This window comes from Nocardia sp., assembly GCF_025465275.1.
GTDB lineage: Bacteria > Actinomycetota > Actinomycetes > Mycobacteriales > Mycobacteriaceae > Nocardia.
The window spans coordinates 56,418-73,543 of record NZ_JAODNK010000049.1 but is presented as its reverse complement, the minus strand read 5'-3'; the positions used below and the strand labels follow the sequence as shown (position 1 = coordinate 73,543).

Annotated in this window: 15 protein-coding genes; 6 read left to right on the top strand and 9 right to left on the bottom strand. The window is 67.0% G+C overall.

Annotated features, from left to right (window positions below):
- Nucleotides 1-9: 9 nt before the first annotated feature.
- Genes rpmG through rpsR form a run of 3 tightly spaced genes read left to right on the top strand, consistent with a single transcriptional unit; the run spans nt 10 to nt 777 of the window.
- Entirely contained in the window at nt 10-180 is a 171-nt protein-coding gene (gene rpmG, locus JWN03_RS10800) for a 50S ribosomal protein L33 (RefSeq protein WP_297613398.1), read from the top strand.
- Between the two features lies 1 nt (nt 181).
- On the top strand, nt 182-487 hold the full coding sequence (gene rpsN, locus JWN03_RS10795) for a 30S ribosomal protein S14 (RefSeq protein WP_297613397.1): 306 nt from the start codon (nt 182-184) through the stop codon (nt 485-487).
- Nucleotides 488-522: 35 nt separating this feature from the next.
- Entirely contained in the window at nt 523-777 is a 255-nt protein-coding gene (gene rpsR / locus JWN03_RS10790) for a 30S ribosomal protein S18 (protein ID WP_297613395.1), read from the top strand.
- Between the two features lie 227 nt (nt 778-1,004).
- Here the strand turns inward: rpsR and JWN03_RS10785 are convergent, their stop codons facing one another.
- Entirely contained in the window at nt 1,005-1,574 is a 570-nt protein-coding gene (locus JWN03_RS10785; RefSeq protein ID WP_297613393.1) for a LysM peptidoglycan-binding domain-containing protein, read from the bottom strand.
- Between the two features lie 205 nt (nt 1,575-1,779).
- On the opposite strand from JWN03_RS10785, the gene JWN03_RS10780 reads away from it, so the two are divergent.
- Nucleotides 1,780-2,241, top strand: a complete 462-nt coding sequence (locus JWN03_RS10780) for a hypothetical protein (RefSeq protein WP_297613391.1) — start codon at nt 1,780-1,782, stop codon at nt 2,239-2,241.
- Nucleotides 2,242-2,325: 84 nt separating this feature from the next.
- On the opposite strand, the gene purH is transcribed toward JWN03_RS10780, so the two are convergent.
- From purH to sucC, 6 genes are all read right to left on the bottom strand, one after another.
- Nucleotides 2,326-3,912, bottom strand: a complete 1,587-nt coding sequence (gene purH, locus JWN03_RS10775; RefSeq protein WP_297613389.1) for a bifunctional phosphoribosylaminoimidazolecarboxamide formyltransferase/IMP cyclohydrolase — start codon at nt 3,910-3,912, stop codon at nt 2,326-2,328.
- Nucleotides 3,909-4,562, bottom strand: coding sequence for a phosphoribosylglycinamide formyltransferase (gene purN, locus JWN03_RS10770; protein WP_297613532.1), 654 nt, complete (start codon nt 4,560-4,562; stop codon nt 3,909-3,911). The genes purH and purN overlap by 4 nt, the downstream gene beginning before the upstream one ends.
- Before the next feature lie 219 nt (nt 4,563-4,781).
- The gene (locus tag JWN03_RS10765; protein WP_297613387.1) at nt 4,782-6,239 is read right to left on the bottom strand and encodes a cell division protein PerM; all 1,458 of its coding nucleotides are present in this window, start codon (nt 6,237-6,239) and stop codon (nt 4,782-4,784) included.
- A gap of 406 nt (nt 6,240-6,645) precedes the next feature.
- Nucleotides 6,646-7,650 carry a DUF5336 domain-containing protein gene (locus JWN03_RS10760; RefSeq protein ID WP_297613385.1) on the bottom strand — a complete coding sequence of 335 codons (1,005 nt, stop codon included), beginning with the start codon at nt 7,648-7,650 and terminating at the stop codon, nt 6,646-6,648.
- Between the two features lie 354 nt (nt 7,651-8,004).
- A complete protein-coding gene (gene sucD, locus JWN03_RS10755; RefSeq protein ID WP_297613383.1) occupies nt 8,005-8,919 on the bottom strand; it encodes a succinate--CoA ligase subunit alpha in 915 nt (304 codons plus the stop codon).
- A gap of 15 nt (nt 8,920-8,934) precedes the next feature.
- Entirely contained in the window at nt 8,935-10,101 is a 1,167-nt protein-coding gene (sucC, locus tag JWN03_RS10750) for an ADP-forming succinate--CoA ligase subunit beta (protein WP_297613381.1), read from the bottom strand.
- 578 nt (nt 10,102-10,679) lie between these two features.
- Here sucC and JWN03_RS10745 point away from each other — a divergent pair.
- Complete coding sequence (locus JWN03_RS10745; protein WP_297613379.1) at nt 10,680-11,903, top strand: M23 family metallopeptidase; 1,224 nt, start codon at nt 10,680-10,682, stop codon at nt 11,901-11,903.
- Between the two features lie 293 nt (nt 11,904-12,196).
- On the opposite strand, the gene pcrA is transcribed toward JWN03_RS10745, so the two are convergent.
- Nucleotides 12,197-14,644 carry a DNA helicase PcrA gene (gene pcrA, locus JWN03_RS10740; RefSeq protein ID WP_297613377.1) on the bottom strand — a complete coding sequence of 816 codons (2,448 nt, stop codon included), beginning with the start codon at nt 14,642-14,644 and terminating at the stop codon, nt 12,197-12,199.
- A 321-nt stretch (nt 14,645-14,965) separates the two neighbouring features.
- Here pcrA and JWN03_RS10735 point away from each other — a divergent pair, with 321 nt between their 5' ends.
- Nucleotides 14,966-15,307, top strand: coding sequence for a chorismate mutase (locus tag JWN03_RS10735; RefSeq protein ID WP_297613375.1), 342 nt, complete (start codon nt 14,966-14,968; stop codon nt 15,305-15,307).
- Nucleotides 15,308-15,633: 326 nt separating this feature from the next.
- Here the strand turns inward: JWN03_RS10735 and JWN03_RS10730 are convergent, their stop codons facing one another.
- Nucleotides 15,634-17,085, bottom strand: coding sequence for an NAD-dependent succinate-semialdehyde dehydrogenase (locus JWN03_RS10730; RefSeq protein WP_297613373.1), 1,452 nt, complete (start codon nt 17,083-17,085; stop codon nt 15,634-15,636).
- Nucleotides 17,086-17,126 lie beyond the last annotated feature (41 nt).

Here is a 17,126-nt window from a genome sequence, read left to right as displayed (position 1 = left end):
GAGACACCGATGGCATCGAAATCGACCGAACTCCGGCCGATCGTCAAACTCGTATCCACCGCGGGGACCGGGTACACCTACGTCACCCGCAAGAACCGGCGCAACAACCCGGACCGCATGACGCTGCGCAAGTACGACCCCGTCGTCCGTAAGCACGTCGAATTCCGCGAGGGCCGGTGACATGGCCAAGAAATCGAAGATCGCCAAAAACGAAGAGCGCAAAGAGATTGTCGCCCGCTACGCCGAGCGGCGCGCGGAACTGAAGGAGATCATCCGCAAACCCACCAGCTCAGCGGAGGATCGGGCCACCGCACAGGCCGCCCTGGCCCGGCAGCCGCGGGATGCCAGTCCGGTACGATTGCGCAATCGGGACGCCACGGACGGTCGCCCCCGTGGTCATCTCCGGAAGTTCGGCCTCTCACGAATACGCGTACGCGAGATGGCTCACCGCGGGGAATTGCCCGGTGTACACAAATCGAGCTGGTAACCATCCACAGATCTCGTGAGTAAGGAACCGCTGACATGGCAGTGAAGCGAGCACCGTCGAAGAAGGTCCGGGCCGAAGCGGGCCGCAAGCCCAAGAAGAACCCCCTCATCGCGGCCGGTATCGAAATCGTCGACTACAAAGACGTGAACCTGCTTCGCACGTTCATCTCCGACCGCGGCAAGATCCGCAGCCGCCGCGTGACCGGCCTGACCCCACAGCAGCAGCGCCAGGTCGCCATCGCGGTGAAGAACGCCCGCGAAATGGCATTGCTGCCGTTCACGAGCCGGTAGCTACCGGCCCGTCCACTGGACGAAAATTGAAGCGCCCCAGATGCTTTCGCATCTGGGGCGCTTGTATGCGGGAAGCAAGCCAAGGCCCCCGAGGACTTCAGGGCGCGAGACCCAGCAGGTTCGGGGTTCGGGGTTCGGGGGCGAGAGTTGTTTCTCCCGGAATCAGCGAGTCCCCGAGTGCATCGCACTCGGGGACTCGCATTCAGTTGGTGTGACGCATCCGCGATTTACGGGATGGTCAGGACCTGGCCGACGTCGATGGCGTCGGGGTTGGAGATACCGCTGGCGTTGGCGATCTCCTGGTAGCGGTTGCCGTCGCCGTAGAAGCGCTCGGCAACGGCCCACAGGGTGTCGCCCGGCTCGACCGTGTAGGTCTGCGCGGCCGGCGGAGCCTCGACCGGAGCCGGCGCGGGCTCGTCGATCGCGGCGGCGACCGTCTCGGTCTCGGCCTGGATCGGGCTGTCGGTATTGGTGCCGGTCGACCAGACGCCGCTGCCGTCAGAGCCGTACAGCACAACATTGCGGTCCGGCTGGACGACGAGGCGCTCGACGCCCTTGCCGTCGGTGCTGGTGGACCACTCGGCGCCGCCGTCTTCCTTGTACAGGACGAAGTTGCCGTCGGCCTGCAGCGCGGCGCGGGTGACACCCTTGCCGTTGGTGCCAGAGGCCCACTCGACCTTGCCGCTGGGGTCCGACAACACGAGGTTGCCATCATCTTGCAGAGTCAGGGAATAAGCGCCGCCCTTGAGCGACTGTCCGAGACCGAGTTCTTCGCCAACCTTCAATGCGTCGCCCACGGTGTGTCCTTTCCGGAAGGGGAGATCATTAGATAAGTCGATGGCGCGTAAGTGCATTCGCACATCTGGTATCGAGGTTACTGGTCCGCCCCCGGTCCGCGTGGTGATTACGCGCCGAGTCCTCGGATAATTTGGCTCACTGTCGCTGGGTGTTCGCCACGCGGACATATCCGCCCCGACCGGTCGGACCGTTAGGGTGGTGGCCATGTACGGGACCTGGGGCCGCCGCGCCCTGATCGCCACCACCACGGCCGCACTCCTGAGCGTGACCGTGGCCGCCTGCGGAGACACCGGAAAGACTGCCGACCAGCCGAAAACGAGCACCGAGACCTCGGCCGTCCAAGACCCCACCGAAGCCCCGCAGGGCCAGCCGGGCCGCCCCTTCACCGCCGATCCGACCATTGTGAACCCGCACGCCCTGCAGTTCGACAGCTGGACCCGGGTCGCGGACAACAAGATCGCGGTCAACTTCACCACCGGCTCCCCCGAGTGCTACGGCGTGGACGCCACCACCAACGAGACCGACAAGACCGTCACCGTCAACCTGCGCTCGGGCACCCTCCCCGACGCGGTCGGCCGCATGTGCACCATGATCGCCGTCTTCGGCACCCTGGAAGTCCAGCTCAAGGCCCCACTGGCCGACCGGAAAGTATTGAGCGGCAAATAGTTCCGTACCGGTAGTCCCGAAAACAACGGAGCCGGTTGCCGATCGCAGCAGCGACCGGCAACCGGCTCCGAAATTCTTTGTGCCTCAGTGCGCGAAGTGCCGCGAACCCGTCAGGTACAGCGTGACACCGGCCTCACGGCACAGCTCGATGGTGTCCTTGTCGCGAATCGACCCGCCCGGCTGCACGATGGCGCGCACGCCCGCGCTCACCAGAATCTGCGGACCGTCCGAGAACGGGAAGAACGCATCGGACGCGGCGACCGCACCCGCGGCGCGCTCACCGGCCCGCTCCACCGCCAGCTTGCACGAGTCGACGCGGTTGACCTGCCCCATACCGACACCGACGGCGGCGCCGTCGTGGGCCAGCAGAATGGCATTCGACTTCACGGCCCGGCAAGCGCGCCAAGCGAATTCGAGATCGGCCAGGGTCTCCACATCAGCGGCTTCACCGGCCGCGAGCGTCCAGGTGGCCGCATTGTCGCCCTCGGCGTGCAGGATATCGCGATCCTGCAGCAGCAGGCCGCCGCTGATCGGACGCAGTTCCGCGCCTTGGCGCTGCGCGGGGGTGGCGACGAGCACGCGCACATTCTTCTTGCGCTGCAACACTTCCACCGCACCATTGGCATAGCCGGGCGCCACGATGACCTCGGTGAAGATCTCGGCGACCTGCTCGGCCATCTCCACACTCACCTCGCGATTGGCCGCGATGACGCCGCCGTACGCGCTGACCGGATCGGTGGCGTGCGCCTTGCGGTGCGCCTCGGCGATATCCGCGGCCACGGCCACCCCACACGGGTTGGCGTGCTTGATGATCGCCACGGCGGGCTCGTCGAAGTCGTACGCGGCACGCCAGGCGGCATCGGCATCGGTGTAGTTGTTGTACGACATTTCCTTGCCGTGCAACTGCTCCGCCTGCGCCAGGCCCGCGGGTCCCGCCTCGCTGGTGTACAGCGCGGCGCCCTGGTGCGGGTTCTCGCCGTAGCGCAGCACCGAGTCACGGTTCCAGGTCGCGCCGACCCATTCCGGGAAGTGCTGTGCCGCATCAGATTCCACACCCTCGGCAACCTGCGCGGCCGGGACGGCCACACTGGTCATCCAGCTGGCGACGGCCACATCGTAGGTGGCGGTGTGCTGGAAAGCCTTGGCCGCCAGCGTGGTCCGCTCGGCGAAGGTGAAGCCGCCGTCCTGCACCGACTTCAGCACGCGGTCGTACTCACGCGTGTCGACGACCACCGCGACCGACGGGTGGTTCTTGGCGGCGGCGCGCACCATGGAGGGCCCGCCGATATCGATCTGCTCGACCGACTCGTCGATGCTCGCGCCACTGGCGACGGTCTGAGTGAACGGGTACAGGTTCACCACCACGAGCTGGAAGGCCTCGACACCGAGCTCGACGAGCTGATCGAGGTGCTCATCCTTGCGGGTGTCGGCCAAGATGCCGGCGTGCACCCGCGGATGCAGGGTCTTGACCCGGCCGTCCAGGGTCTCCGGAAAGCCGGTCAGGTCTTCCACTTTGGTGACCGGGATACCGGCATCGGCGATCTTGCTCGCGGTCGAGCCGGTCGACACCAGCTCCACACCAGCGGCATGCAGGCCGGATGCCAGTTCGATCAGACCGGTCTTGTCGTAGACGCTGACCAGAGCCCGCTTGATGGCCTTACGTTCACTCACCGGAGAACCTCATCTGGGATAACTGCCTTTCGTCCATCGGAGACAATGCCTCGGTTCGCGACAGCGGCGACAACCTCCGCCAGCAGCCGTCGCTCCACAACCTTGATGCGCTCGTGCAGGGTGGCCTCGTCATCGGAGGGCAGCACCGCCACCGCTTCCTGCGCGAGGATCGCACCGGTATCGATACCCGAGTCCACGAGGTGCACGGTCGAACCGGTGACCCGGACCCCGTACGCCAGCGCGTCCCGCACCCCGTGCGCGCCCGGGAAAGCCGGCAGCAGCGCGGGATGGGTATTGATAATGCGGCCGCCGAAACGCTCCAGGAAGCGCGGGCCGAGGATCTTCATGAAACCCGCGGACACCACCAGATCCGGTGCGAAGGCATCGACGATCTCGGTGAGCGCCTGATCCCAGGCCGCCCGATCCTCGAAATCGCTCAGCTCGACCATGAACGACGAAATATCGAAGGCCTCGGCATGATCGGCGGCCGCGCAGTCACGATCCAGTCCGACGGCGACGACCCGGGCCGGATAATCCGGCTTCCGAGCGGCTTCGAGCAGTGAACGCAGCAGCGAACCGGTACCGGAGGCGAGCACGACAACCGTCGCGGGCGCACTCGGCGGTAGCAGCTGGGCAGGCGTGGAACTCAGCGCACTACTCCCTGTGTATCGGGGTGGAAAGGGAACGGCGGGATGCAGCCGCCTGCCCTAGAGCCTAGCTGTGCCGCCTCTCCGGAACTTTAGCGGCCTGTTCCGCCTCCCCGGAACTTTGGCGCCGGGCTGAGAGCCCACCCGGTCCCATTCGCGTGGTGCGGTCAGGTGCACCGAAAGTTCTGGGGGTACCCCGGGAGTTACCCCGACCTCACGAAATCAGTGGTCGCCTTCTACTACTTCGGCGTCGAGAATTTCGGAGTCGTCGTCGGGTGCCCGATGTACTTCGCGGAAGAGTTCGGGGTCGTCGTCGAGGAGTTCGCCGTCGACCTCGACCACCTGGCCGGGGTCGTCGTCGTAGTAGTCGTATTCGTCGTCGTCCTCGTAGTAGTCCTCTTCGTACTCGGTGTCGTCGTACGCGTCGTCCTCGTACTCGACGTCGTAGCCTGCGTCGTCGTCGTAGTCGTATTCGGCGGGCGGTGCGGGCGCGAACCAGCGGGCGCCGACCACGCCCACATAGCCGGGCACGGCGAGCCACAGGAAGGCGAGGGCCGCGGCGACGGCGACGTTCGGGCCGATCCAGCCGAAGGTGCCCAGGTCTCCCCCGGCCGGTAGGCCGAGCACGGTGAGCAGCACGGCGGCGACGCCGGCGGAGGTCAGCGTCGCCCAGGGCGCGCGGGGGCTGTCGCCGGTGTTCCGGCCGCATTCCAGGCCGCCGAGCACGCCCACCGCGGCAGGAGCCACCAGCAGCACGAACCACCACACGGCGACCGGTCCCGACGGCACGGCCGCGAGCAATGGCACCGCGGGCACGGGCGCACCGTCGATACCGAACACGCCCAGCGATCCGGCGCCGATGTGCATCTCGCCGCCGAGCAGCACACTCACCGCGCCGATCAGGGCGTTCGGCAGGTAGGCCAGCGACAGCAGCGTCAAACCCAGTGCGCCCCAGAAGTTTCCGGCATAGTGATAGGTGTCGCCGATTCGCGGCCAGTGCACCAGGAACGACACCAGCGTGAGCACCGCCGCGACGGCCAGCAGCCGCCACACCGCGCGGAACCCGGCCCGCACGCCCGGAACCACCCAGTGCGGCAGCGGAATCGGCAGCAGATCGGTGAAATCCCGCCAGTGCCGCAAGCCCACACCCGCGATCACGGCCAGCAGATGCAGCGCGATCACCCAGGCGAAAGCGACGGAGGTATTCGGCGGCTGCAAGGCCACCACCGCGGACGCGTCATCGGCCACGGCCAGGCACACCGCGGTCACCAGCAGCGGACCACCGACCGCCGCACCCGCGATCCAGGCCAGATCGGTCGGCGTGCACTCCCCCTCGGCGGCACAGTGATCGGCGGCACGCGCACACTCCCGCGCCACCAACCACAGCATCAACCCGGTGGGCAGCAGCGGCCACAGTCCGATGGCCGTCCGGCCGATCGTCAGCGGAACCTGATGCACCGCAAGCCAGCTCGCCGCAATGGCTCCGGACGCCCCGGACAGCCCACTCCCCGCCGCCAGCAGCGTCCCGAACACCACCGCGAAAATCAGCAGCAGCGTAATGGCCGACGCACGCGCCGCCACGAACAACAACACCCGGGCCCGCTCGGGTGTGAGCGACCCGAACCCGCCCCCACCCGCCGAGACCGGACCACGCGGCGCATCCCGCAGATCGTCAGTCACGCGAGCCAGGGTAGTTCTCGGGGCACTCATGGAAAACCAGCGTGGCAGCTCTCACTAACGGAAAGTGGCAGGCGCGCCGGAGAACTCGCACGGTCATAGCAGGTCAGCCGTGCCCCATCGGCCAGGGGAGCATCCGACATCGGAGTTGAGCAAGGACCCGAGCGGGTCATGCCGACGCACGAATTCCGTCATCCCGGCGCGCTTTTGGCCGGGATCCACCGGAATCGAATGGGTCAGCGTGAATCCCGGCCAAAAGCATGCCGGGATGACGAGGGTGGACGCAGGGTCGACGGGGTGGACGCAGGGTCGACGGGGGTGCGGGCGCGGATCGACGGGATTCGGGAGCGGGATGCGAAACGGCCCCCGGTGTGTACCGGGGGCCGTTCGCGTATTCGTCTGTCGAGCGCTACTGCTTGTCGTCCTGACCCGGGCGGAACGAACGGGTCGCGTCCGCGGACGGGTCGGCGGCCTGCTCGCCGCCGAACGGCTGCGCCGGACGCGCGGCCGGCTGGGCGCCGAAGTGCTGAGTCGGGGCGGCGTCGCCACCGGCGGGCTGCTGCTGGCCGTACTGCTGCTGGCCGAAACCACCGCTCGGCGGCTGACCGTAGCCCGCGGGCGGCTGCCCGTAGGTCGGCTGCTGCTGCGAACCGGTGCCATAGCCTGCGGGCGGCTGCCCGTAGGACGGCTGCTGCGGGTACTGACCACCCGTGCCGTAGCCCGGCTGCTGGCCGCCCTGCTGAGCAGGCTGAGCCGGCTGACCGAACGCGGGCGGCTGACCCGGCTGGCCGTAACCCTGCTGTCCGTAACCCGGGTACTGCCCGCCTGCCTGACCGAACTGCTGGCCGTAACCCTGCTGCGGCGCAGCCGGCTTCGGCGCCGGCGGCTTGATGATGCCCATCTCCAACAGCACCGCCACAGCGGCGACGATCGCCTGCACGAAGGTCAGGAAGACCAGTACCCAACCGCCCCACTTCAACGACTCGTGGTCGTTGAGGCTGAAGGACTGGAACAGCATCGCCAGGAAACCGGTGACCGCCGCCGCGGCTGCGACCACGACCCAGTCCTGCTTGGGCAGCAGCGACAGACCGGCGAGCACGCCCGCAAAAAGTGTCAGGCCCAGCAGGGCCGCGCCGCCGTTTGCGAAGAGACTGAAGGTTTCGCTGCTGCTGATCGTCTGGCCGCCCACATCGATCGGCTTGCTGCCGACGTACGGCGCGAACCCGAGCAGGAAGTTGATGACACCGAGGGCGGCAATGCCGACGGTGAGAAAGAAGGGGAGCCCCTTGCCTGTTGCGGCCGTCGTACTCGACCCTGCTGCGGGACCACCCGTGGGCTGCGAGCCATATCCAGGCGTGTTGGAAGGCGTCTGCGCGGGCCCGTTGTATCCCGAGCCCCCGGTCGGGTATGACATGTCGTCGTCTCCTATCGAGTCGTTCACGAACTCCCACCGACGCTACTGCACTCCATCGCCGAGAGCACCACCTACCACCGGCCGTGCCCATTCCGCAATAGGCGAAACTCCCTGTGCGCACAGTCGGATTCGGCCCCGCCCGCCCCCACGACCCGAATACGACGAAGGCCGCCTCCCCAGCGGGGAGGCGGCCTTCGAGGCTCGTACAGCGATGGCGACAACTGATTTCGCGAGTTCGGGGTAACTCCCCGGGTACCCACGAAATCGGTGTCGCACCCGAACCGCACCACGCGTCCCCAACGCCAACGGCTCCCAGGCCGGGCGCTGAAGATGCGGGGAGGCGGGACAGCGAGCTCAGGCGGTGATGCTTGCCTTCTCCAGGATTTCGCGCGCCAGGGCGGCGGTCTCGGACGGGGTCTTGCCGACCTTCACGCCCGCGGCCTCGAGGGCTTCCTTCTTGCCCTGGGCGGTGCCCGCACCGTCGGAGACGATGGCGCCGGCGTGGCCCATGGTCTTGCCCTCGGGCGCGGTGAAACCGGCGACGTAGCCGACGACCGGCTTGGTGACATGGGCCTTGATGTAGGCCGCGGCCCGCTCTTCGGCGTCGCCGCCGATTTCGCCGATCATGACGATGAGCTTGGTCTCGGGGTCCTTCTCGAACGCCTCGATGGCGTCGATGTGGGTGGTGCCGATGACCGGGTCGCCGCCGATGCCGATGGCGGTGGAGAAACCGAAGTCCCGCAGCTCGAACATCATCTGGTAGGTCAGGGTGCCCGACTTGGAGACCAGGCCGATCGGGCCCTTGCCCGCGATCGTGGCCGGAGTGATGCCGACCAGCGACTCACCCGGGGTGATGATGCCGGGGCAGTTCGGGCCGATGATGCGGGTCTTGTTGCCCTTCTCCACGTTGTAGGCCCACGCGTACGCGGAGTCCTGCACGGGGATGCCCTCGGTGATGACCACGAGCAGCGGGATCTCCGCGTCGATGGCCTCGAGGATGGCGTCCTTCGAGAAGGCGGGCGGCACGAAGGCGATCGAGGTGTCGGCCCCGGTCTTCTCGATGGCCTCGGCGACGGTCGCGAAGACCGGCAGCTCGACGGGGTTGCCGTCCTTGTCGGTGTGCGACACGGTGGTGCCGGCCTTGCGGGCGTTGACGCCGCCGACGACCTGGGTGCCGGCCTTCAGCATCAGTGCGGTGTGCTTGGTGCCCTCACCGCCGGTGATGCCCTGGACGATGACCTTGTTGTCCTTGTTGAGGAAGATCGACATTTGGGTTCGTGTCCTTTACTTGGCGGCGGCCAGTTCGGCAGCCTTGTCGGCGCCTTCGTCCATGGTCTGAGCAAGCGTCACCAGTGGGTGCGCGAAGTCGGCGAGGATCTGGCGACCCTCTTCGACCTTGTTGCCGTCCAGGCGGACGACCAGCGGCTTGTTGGCCTCGGCGCCCAGCGTGTTCAGTGCGCCGACAATGCCGTTCGCGACCGCGTCACAGGCGGTGATGCCACCGAAGACGTTCACGAACACGGACTTGACCTGGGCGTCGTTCAGGATGACGTCCAGACCGGCGGCCATCACGGCAGCCGAAGCGCCGCCGCCGATGTCGAGGAAGTTGGCGGGCTTGACGCCGCCGTGGTTCTCGCCGGCGTAGGCGACGACGTCGAGGGTCGACATGACCAGACCCGCGCCGTTGCCGATGATGCCGACCTCACCGTCGAGCTTCACGTAGTTGAGGTCGTTCTGCTTGGCCTTGAGCTCCAGCGGATCGGTCGCGTCGATATCCGCGAACTCCGCATGGTCGGGGTGGCGGAACTCGGCGTTCTCGTCCAGCGTGACCTTGCCGTCGAGGGCCAGGATCTGGTTGTCCGGGGTGCGGACCAGCGGGTTGACCTCGACCAGGGTGGCGTCTTCCTTGACGAAGACCTCCCACAGCGCCTGGATGGTCACGGCCGCGGCATCGAGGATGTCGGCGGGCAGGTGGCCCTGCTCGGCGATGGAGCGAGCGAAGGCCAGATCCACGCCCTTGACGGCGTCGACCGGAATCTTGGCCAGCATCTCGGGCTTCTCGACGGCGACCTCTTCGATCTCCATGCCGCCCTCGACCGAGCACATGGCCAGGTAGCTGCGGTTGGAACGATCGAGCAGGAAGGAGATGTAGTACTCCGAAGCGATGTCCTTGGCCTCGGCGACCAGGACCTTCTTGGTGATGTGTCCCTTGATGTCCAGGCCCAGGATGTTCGTGGCGTGGGTGAAGGCGTCATCGGGGGTGGCGGCGTACTTCACGCCACCGGCCTTGCCGCGTCCACCGGCCTTGACCTGCGCCTTGATCATCACAGGCTTGCCGATTTCTTCCGCGATCGAGCGCGCTTCCTCTGCCGTGTCGGTGACGCGGCCCTCCGACGAAGGCACTCCGTGCTTCACGAAGAGTTCCTTCGCCTGATATTCGAAGAGATCCATGTACTCACCGTCTCGTCTGCGTTGTTGTGACAACGTCTGTGTTGGTGGCCCGTGGTCGGCCCGTAGCGACTGCTTGCGTGTCACTCGAAAGGGCTCGTAGTGATTGCTTGCAGGTCACTCGAAAGGGTCAGGGGGTCGGGTCGGACTCTAATCAGTCACACGAAGCCGAAATCAGCCGCATACAGCCTAAGTGGCGCAGGTCACGGTACTGTCTCTGTGCCTACAAAACGCCTTGTCAATGCTACTCGCGAGTAGCTTGTTGACGGGGCGCCAGGTAGGACACTCGAATCCTGGAGAGTGACAGGGGGTACTACGTGTCGTCGTTGACAAGACGCACTCGGTTACCCCCAGCACAGTGCGGAAATACTTGACGGCAAGGTGATGAATGTCACACACGCGCGCCGAACCATGTCCATCGCTTGCTGAGCCGCAATCGTTTCGTTACCGTCGATGCGGTCGATGTCACAACCCGGTCACGACAGGAGGACGGCAGGCTTGACGCAGCACAGCGCTCCGCAGGTAGAGCTTCGCTCCGCAGGCACTCCGTCAGCACCGCGGCTTCACCAGGACCAACTCCGATGAACGACGGTCCATTCCCCGAAACTCTGCGCGCCAAACACGGCCACCGCTATCGCGATGAGGCCGAGAACGTCGGCGGCGCAACACATTTCGATGCACCCCAGGCCACACGCGGGCAGGTCTCGCACGGCGACTGGGAGGCCACCCGCTCCTGGCACGCGCCTGCGGTGGCCCGGCACCCCCAGCCTGATTGGCAGGCCGCGCAAGCCAAGTGGGAGCCGAGCGCCGACACCCGCGGCGCCGACAACTGGTCGACTCCCGCCGCCGACGGCTGGGCCGCGCCCGATCCGGGCGAATGGGCCGGGCAGTCGCGCACCGATTGGGATGCGCCCGCCGATCCGGCGCCCTCCGCCGATTACCGGCCGGTCTACAGCTTCCGCACCGCCTCAGGCGCCCGCCTCGACTTCTCCGGTGACGGCGCCCGCGTCGATCAGCCTGAGTCCGAGAACGATTCGGCCGAGCCGACCCCGGCCCGCTCCGGCGGTCGCCGCCGCGCGGCCGGTACGCACCGTGTTCCCAGCCCGCCGCACTCGCTCAAGGGTCGCGCCGCAGTGGTGGCGGTGGCCGCCGGCGCGGTTGTCGCCGCCGGGCAGAGCGGTCTGGAGACCAGCGCACCGCACGCCGACAATGTCGAATATCAGGCTGCCGCCCAGGTTCGCGATCTCGCCGCGACCCAGAACCTCGCCTCCGACGCGCCGAGCGGCGCCCCGCAGGTCCTGAATGTCGGCACCGCGGCGGATGTCAACCAGTTCAACGACATTCTGCAGAAGGGCCAGAAGTACGCGGCCGACCTGACCGCGGCCGCGGACTCCAAACTCCGCCCGCTGTTCACCAAATTCGCGAGCGGCACCTTCACCTCCGGCTTCGGTACCCGCTGGGGCGTAGAACATCTCGGAGTGGACGTGGCCGCCCCCATCGGCACCCCCATCTACGCCGTAGCCGACGCCAATGTCATCGACGCCGGTCCGGCCTCCGGCTTCGGCATGTGGGTCCGGCTCCTGCACGATGACGGCACCATCACCGTCTACGGCCACGTCGACACGGCCGTCGTCTCGGTCGGTCAGCGCGTCATGGCAGGCGACCAGATCGCCACCGTCGGCAACCGCGGCTTCTCCACCGGCCCGCACTGTCACTTCGAAGTCTGGCTCAATGGCTCCAACAAAATCGACCCCCTCCCCTGGCTCGCCTCCCGAGGCATCTCCCTCGGCGTAGAGCGGGACTGAGACAACGCATAAGCGAACTGCCCATCCGAATTCGATCGGGTGGGCAGTTCCTGTTTCCAGGGCGCGGCCCTTCGTCATCCCGGCGCCTTTTTTGGCCGGGATCCACTGAACCCACTGGAGCACTGCCGGTGTGGATCCCGGCCAAAAGCATGCCGGGACGACGGGCGTTGCCTGCCCGATCTCACGGCCGATGTGCGCAACTCGAACTCGGCGCATGGCTTCGCCGGTGGAGTCGGGCTCGCTCGGCTTCAGACGGCCTTCTCAGTCAGCAGGGCCGTATTCCGGTGCACTACTCAGAGTTTGACGAGGGTGCGGCTGTAGCTGGGGATGAGGCGGATTTTGCCGGCGGTGCCGAAATCGATGGTGACGGTGGCGAGGGCGCCGAAGCCTTCGGCCGCTACAACTCGGCCGAGGCCGTATTTGTCGTCGCTGACGCGGTCGCCTACGGCGAGGACCAAGCCGGAGTTATTGCGTTTGCCGGTGCCGCCCGCGGCGGAGGGGGCTGGGCGGCGTTCGCCGCGGACGCCGGGGCGGGGTTCCCAGCCGTCGCCGCGGGTCCAGTCGCGGTCGAGGCCGTCGTCGTCCCCGCGGCGGCGCATGCTGCGGCCGGTTTGGGAGACGACGGGTTCGAGGCGGCGCCAGTCCATCAGGTGGCCCGGGATTTCCTGTAGGAAGCGGGATTCGGGGTTGGAGACGGGCTGGCCCCAGCCGGAGCGGACCACCGCGCGAGTCAGGTAGAGGCGCTGGCGGGCCCGGGTGATGCCGACGTACGCGAGGCGGCGTTCCTCGGCGAGTTCGGCGGGGTCGCCGAGCGCGCGCATATGCGGGAACTGGCCGTCCTCCCAGCCGGTGACGAAGACGACGGGGAATTCCAGCCCCTTGGCGGTGTGCAGGGTCATCATGGTGACCACGCCGGTGCCCTCGTCCGGAATCTGGTCGCTGTCGGCGACCAGGGAGACGCGTTCGAGGAAGGCGGCGAGCGTTCCGGGGTCGGGTTCGCCCTCGGCCTGCTCGGGCACGATGCCTTCGGCAGCGGCGGCCTCCACATTATTGCGGGCCTCGGAGCTGAACTCGCGTGCCACGCTGACCAATTCATTGAGGTTGTCCAGCCGCGCGCCGTCCTGCGGATCGTCGGAGGCCTCGAGTTCGCGGCGGTAACCGGTGCGGTCGAGCACGGCTTCGACAACATTGCCGACATCGGGGAAGTCGAGATCGTCCTGCACGCCCGCGGCCCGAATATCGTCGAGCAGTTCCACGAATCCGGCGATGGCCCGTTGCGCGCGAGTATTGAGCAGCGCCACGGTCCCGCCGGCGGCATCGCGAAGCGCCTGTGCGAAGCCGATATTGCGCTGTTCGGCGTGCACGGCGACACAGGCTTCGGCACGATCACCGATGCCCCGCCGCGGCGTATTGAGAATGCGGCGCAGGCTCACCGCATCGTCCGGATTCTGCAGCACACGCAGGTAGGCGACGATATCGCGGACCTCCTTGCGCTCGTAGAACCGGACACCGCCGACAACCTTGTACGGCAACCCCATTCGAATGAAGATCTCTTCGAGCGCACGGGAGTTGTTGTTGGTGCGGTAGAAGACCGCGATGTCGTTGTAGTTGGCGTCGCCCGCGTCCACCAGCCGGTCGATCTCGCGCGCCACGAACGAGGCTTCGTCGTGCTCGTTGTCGGCGACGTAGCCGACGATCAGGTCGCCGTCACCCGCATCGGTCCACAGCTTCTTGTCGCGCCGGTTCTCATTGCGCGCGATGACCGCATTGGCGGCCGCCAGAATGTGCTGGGTGGAGCGGTAGTTCTGTTCCAGCAGAATGGTTTCCGCATCGGGGAAGTCGCGCTCGAACTCCTCGATATTGCGGATGGTGGCGCCGCGGAAGGCATAGATGGACTGGTCCGCGTCGCCGACCACACAGAGCTCGCTGGGCGGCACCGCATCCTGGGTGAGGGTGTCGTCGTCACCCCACGTGGTCCGGTGATGGCCGACCAGTTCCCGCACGAGCGTGTACTGCGCGTGGTTGGTGTCCTGGTACTCGTCGACGAGGACGTGCCGGAACCGCCGCCGGTAGTACTCGGCCACCTGCGGATGCCGCTGCAGCATGCCCACCGTCTCGCCGATGAGGTCGTCGAAGTCCATGGCATTGGCCGCGCGCAGCCGCCGCTGGTACTCGTCGTAGACGCGGGCGACCAGGCGCGGCAGTTCGGTCTCATCGCTCTCCGCGTCGGCAGCGGCCTGGGCGGGATCGACAAGCTCGTTCTTGAGATTGGAGATAGCGGTGGCGAGCAGGCGCGGCGTGTACTTCTTGGCGTCGAGATCGAAGTCGCGACTGACCATGGCCAGCAGCCGGCGCGAGTCGTCGGCGTCGTAGATGGAGAAGTTGGAGTTGAGCCCGGCCACCAGCGACGCCTGGGTGCGCAGAATGCGCACGCAGCTGGAGTGGAAGGTGGAGACCCACATCCCGGCCGCGCGCTGGCCGACCAACCCGGCGACGCGCTCCCGCATTTCGGCGGCGGCCTTGTTGGTGAAGGTGATGGCCAGGATTTCGCCCGGACGGACGCCGCGGGCGTCCAGTAGGTAGGCGATGCGGCGGGTGAGGACAGCCGTTTTGCCGGATCCCGCGCCCGCCACGATCAGCAGCGGAGTTCCGGTGTGCACCACCGCCGCGCGCTGTTGCGGATTCAAACCCTCGAGCAATTGCTCGGTCTTCTTCTCGTCCTGCGCCACCGTCGTCTTCATCGCCCAACCACGCTACCGGCGTCCACCGACAGGTACGCAGTCCGGCGGCAGAAGGTGTCCGATAAGTGCCGGTGCGGCGAACTTCAGGGGAACCGCGGGGGCCGAAAAACTCAGGAGATTCACAAACGATCATGTTTTGGTTTGCTCGCACCACGTGGCACACTGGCCTCATGACCGGCGCTTTGGCGACTGAATACACCTGAGCGCGCCCCGCGGGGGACAATGTAGGGCGCAAGAGGTCACATTCTTGGTGAAGAACCGATCGGTAACGGGTCGGGGCCGCCTGCCGATCGACGTTCTGGACCACGAGGAGTTGAAAGTATGAGCATCTCGACGACGGGGCAATCCGAGCCTGCCACCGGAGCGGACTCCGCCAAGCCCGCCGAAGCCGCGCCCGCCCCCACGGGTGCGCTGCCCTCGGAAGCGGAGATCGACAAGCTGCGCAAGGAAATCGACAAGCTCGACGCCGAGATTCTCGCGGCAATCAAGCGCCGTACGGAGGTCTCCCGGATCATCGGGCGGACCCGCATGGCCAATGGCGGCACCAAGCTCGTGCACTCTCGCGAGATGAAGGTGCTGGAGCGTTTCAGCGAGCTGGGCCAGGAGGGTCACACCCTCGCCATGCTGCTGCTGCGCCTCGGCCGCGGCCGCCTCGGGCACTGAAATATTGGCCTACGCTCCGCTTCGGCGGGTTCGCGGCCCTGTTACCCGGCTCCTCCGCTTCGCTCCCCCGCTCCGTCAGTCCAGACCCGGGCGGGCCGCGAACTTGGGGCTTGGGGGCGGGTTTCCGTAGCTGTATCGCTGAGAATTCGCCGCTCAGTCACCAATTCGGCACTTAGTGCTAACGCTGGGCACCACTCGTGCCGATACAACGGTCGGTGTGCCGAGCAGGCAACCACATAAACCACGCGACACTCGTGCGAGCGAGTCGAGCTTTCCAAGAGGCCGCCCCGGGTGTCATACCCCGGGGCGGTTCTTCATTTTCCGGGTCAGGGCAGGGCGATGTACTTGGTGTTGAGGTACTCCTCGATGCCTTCGGAGCCGCCCTCGCGCCCGAAGCCGGATTCCTTCACTCCGCCGAAGGGCGCGGCCGGATCGGAGATGACACCGCGATTGACGCCGACCATGCCGGTCTCGAGTCCCTCGGCGACTCGCAGCGCGCGGTCCAGGCTCTGCGTGTAAACGTATGCGACCAGGCCGAATTCGGTGTCGTTCGCGGCTGCCAGGCCCTCCTCCTCGGTGTCGAAACCGACGATCGGGGCGACCGGGCCGAACACCTCTTCGCTCAGGATGCGGGCCTGCGGCGGGAGGTCGGTGAGCACGGTGGCCGGGTAGAACCAGCCGGGTCCACCAGGTGCTTTGCCGCCCAATTCGATTCGCGCGCCCACGGAAACGGCGTCGTCGACGAGGTCCGTCACGGTCTCCAACTGGTCCTGATTGATGAGCGGGCCGAGCGTCGTGGCCGGATCGGTGCCTGGTCCGAGCTGGTATTCGGCCATGGCGGACACCAGTTTCCGGGTGAACTCCGCGCGCACCGAGTTGTGCACATGGAATCGATTGGCCGCGGTGCACGCCTCACCGCCGTTGCGCAGCTTGGCCAATACCGCGCCCTGTACGGCCGCGTCGATATCGGCATCGTCGAAGACCACGAAGGGTGCGTTGCCGCCGAGCTCCATGGAGGTGCGCAGCAGACCGTGCGCGGACTGCTCCACGAGCTTCTTACCGACCGGAGTGGACCCGGTGAAGGTGAGCTTGCGTAACCGCGGATCGTTCAGCAGCGGGGCGGTGACGGCACCGGAACGACTGGTTGTGATGACCGACAGCACGCCGTCGGGCAATCCGGCGTCGCGGCAGAGCTGTGCGAGCAGCAGCATGGTCAGCGGCGTCTCGCCGGCGGGCTTCACGATCATGGTGCAACCGGCCGCCAGGGCGGGCCCGATCTTGCGGGTGCCCATGGCGAGCGGGAAGTTCCACGGGGTGATGGCCAGGCACGGCCCGACCGGCTGTTTGGTGACCAGAATGCGGCCGGTGCCACCGGGTGCGGACTGGTAGCGGCCGTGGATGCGGCTGGCTTCCTCGCTGAACCAGCGGAAGAATTCCGCGCCGTAGCGGACCTCGTTGCGGCTCTCGGGCAGGGCCTTGCCCATTTCGAGCGTCATGAGGAGCGCGAATTCCTCGGCGCGCGCGGTGATGGCCTCGAAGACGGCGCGCAGGATCTCCCCGCGCTGCCGGGCCGGGGTGGCGGCCCATTCGGCCTGCACGGCGACTGCCGCGTCGAGGGCTCGGACGGCATCCTCGGGACTGGCGTCGGCGATCTCGACGAGGATCTCCCCCGTCGCCGGATTGCGCACCGGGAACGTCGCGCCGCCGGTCGCATCGACCGGCCCGCCGATCCAGAGCTGGGTGGGTATGGATTCGAGTAGTTCGCGTTCGGAAACCATGCCTGCCAGCGTAAGCCCGGTCGATCCGCGACGAGCTCGCC

Bases quoted from the DNA above. Each gene is read 5' to 3' on its own strand.
- rpmG (WP_297613398.1), top strand. From the start codon at position 10: ATGGCATCGAAATCGACCGAACTCCGGCCGATCGTCAAACTCGTATCC.
- rpsN (WP_297613397.1), top strand. From the start codon at position 182: ATGGCCAAGAAATCGAAGATCGCCAAAAACGAAGAGCGCAAAGAGATT.
- JWN03_RS10735 (WP_297613375.1), top strand. From the start codon at position 14,966: ATGAGCATCTCGACGACGGGGCAATCCGAGCCTGCCACCGGAGCGGAC.
- JWN03_RS10760 (WP_297613385.1), bottom strand. From the start codon at position 7,650: ATGTCATACCCGACCGGGGGCTCGGGATACAACGGGCCCGCGCAGACG.
- JWN03_RS10745 (WP_297613379.1), top strand. From the start codon at position 10,680: ATGAACGACGGTCCATTCCCCGAAACTCTGCGCGCCAAACACGGCCAC.
- sucC (WP_297613381.1), bottom strand. From the start codon at position 10,101: ATGGATCTCTTCGAATATCAGGCGAAGGAACTCTTCGTGAAGCACGGA.
- sucD (WP_297613383.1), bottom strand. From the start codon at position 8,919: ATGTCGATCTTCCTCAACAAGGACAACAAGGTCATCGTCCAGGGCATC.
- pcrA (WP_297613377.1), bottom strand. From the start codon at position 14,644: ATGAAGACGACGGTGGCGCAGGACGAGAAGAAGACCGAGCAATTGCTC.
- JWN03_RS10730 (WP_297613373.1), bottom strand. From the start codon at position 17,085: ATGGTTTCCGAACGCGAACTACTCGAATCCATACCCACCCAGCTCTGG.
- rpsR (WP_297613395.1), top strand. From the start codon at position 523: ATGGCAGTGAAGCGAGCACCGTCGAAGAAGGTCCGGGCCGAAGCGGGC.
- JWN03_RS10780 (WP_297613391.1), top strand. From the start codon at position 1,780: ATGTACGGGACCTGGGGCCGCCGCGCCCTGATCGCCACCACCACGGCC.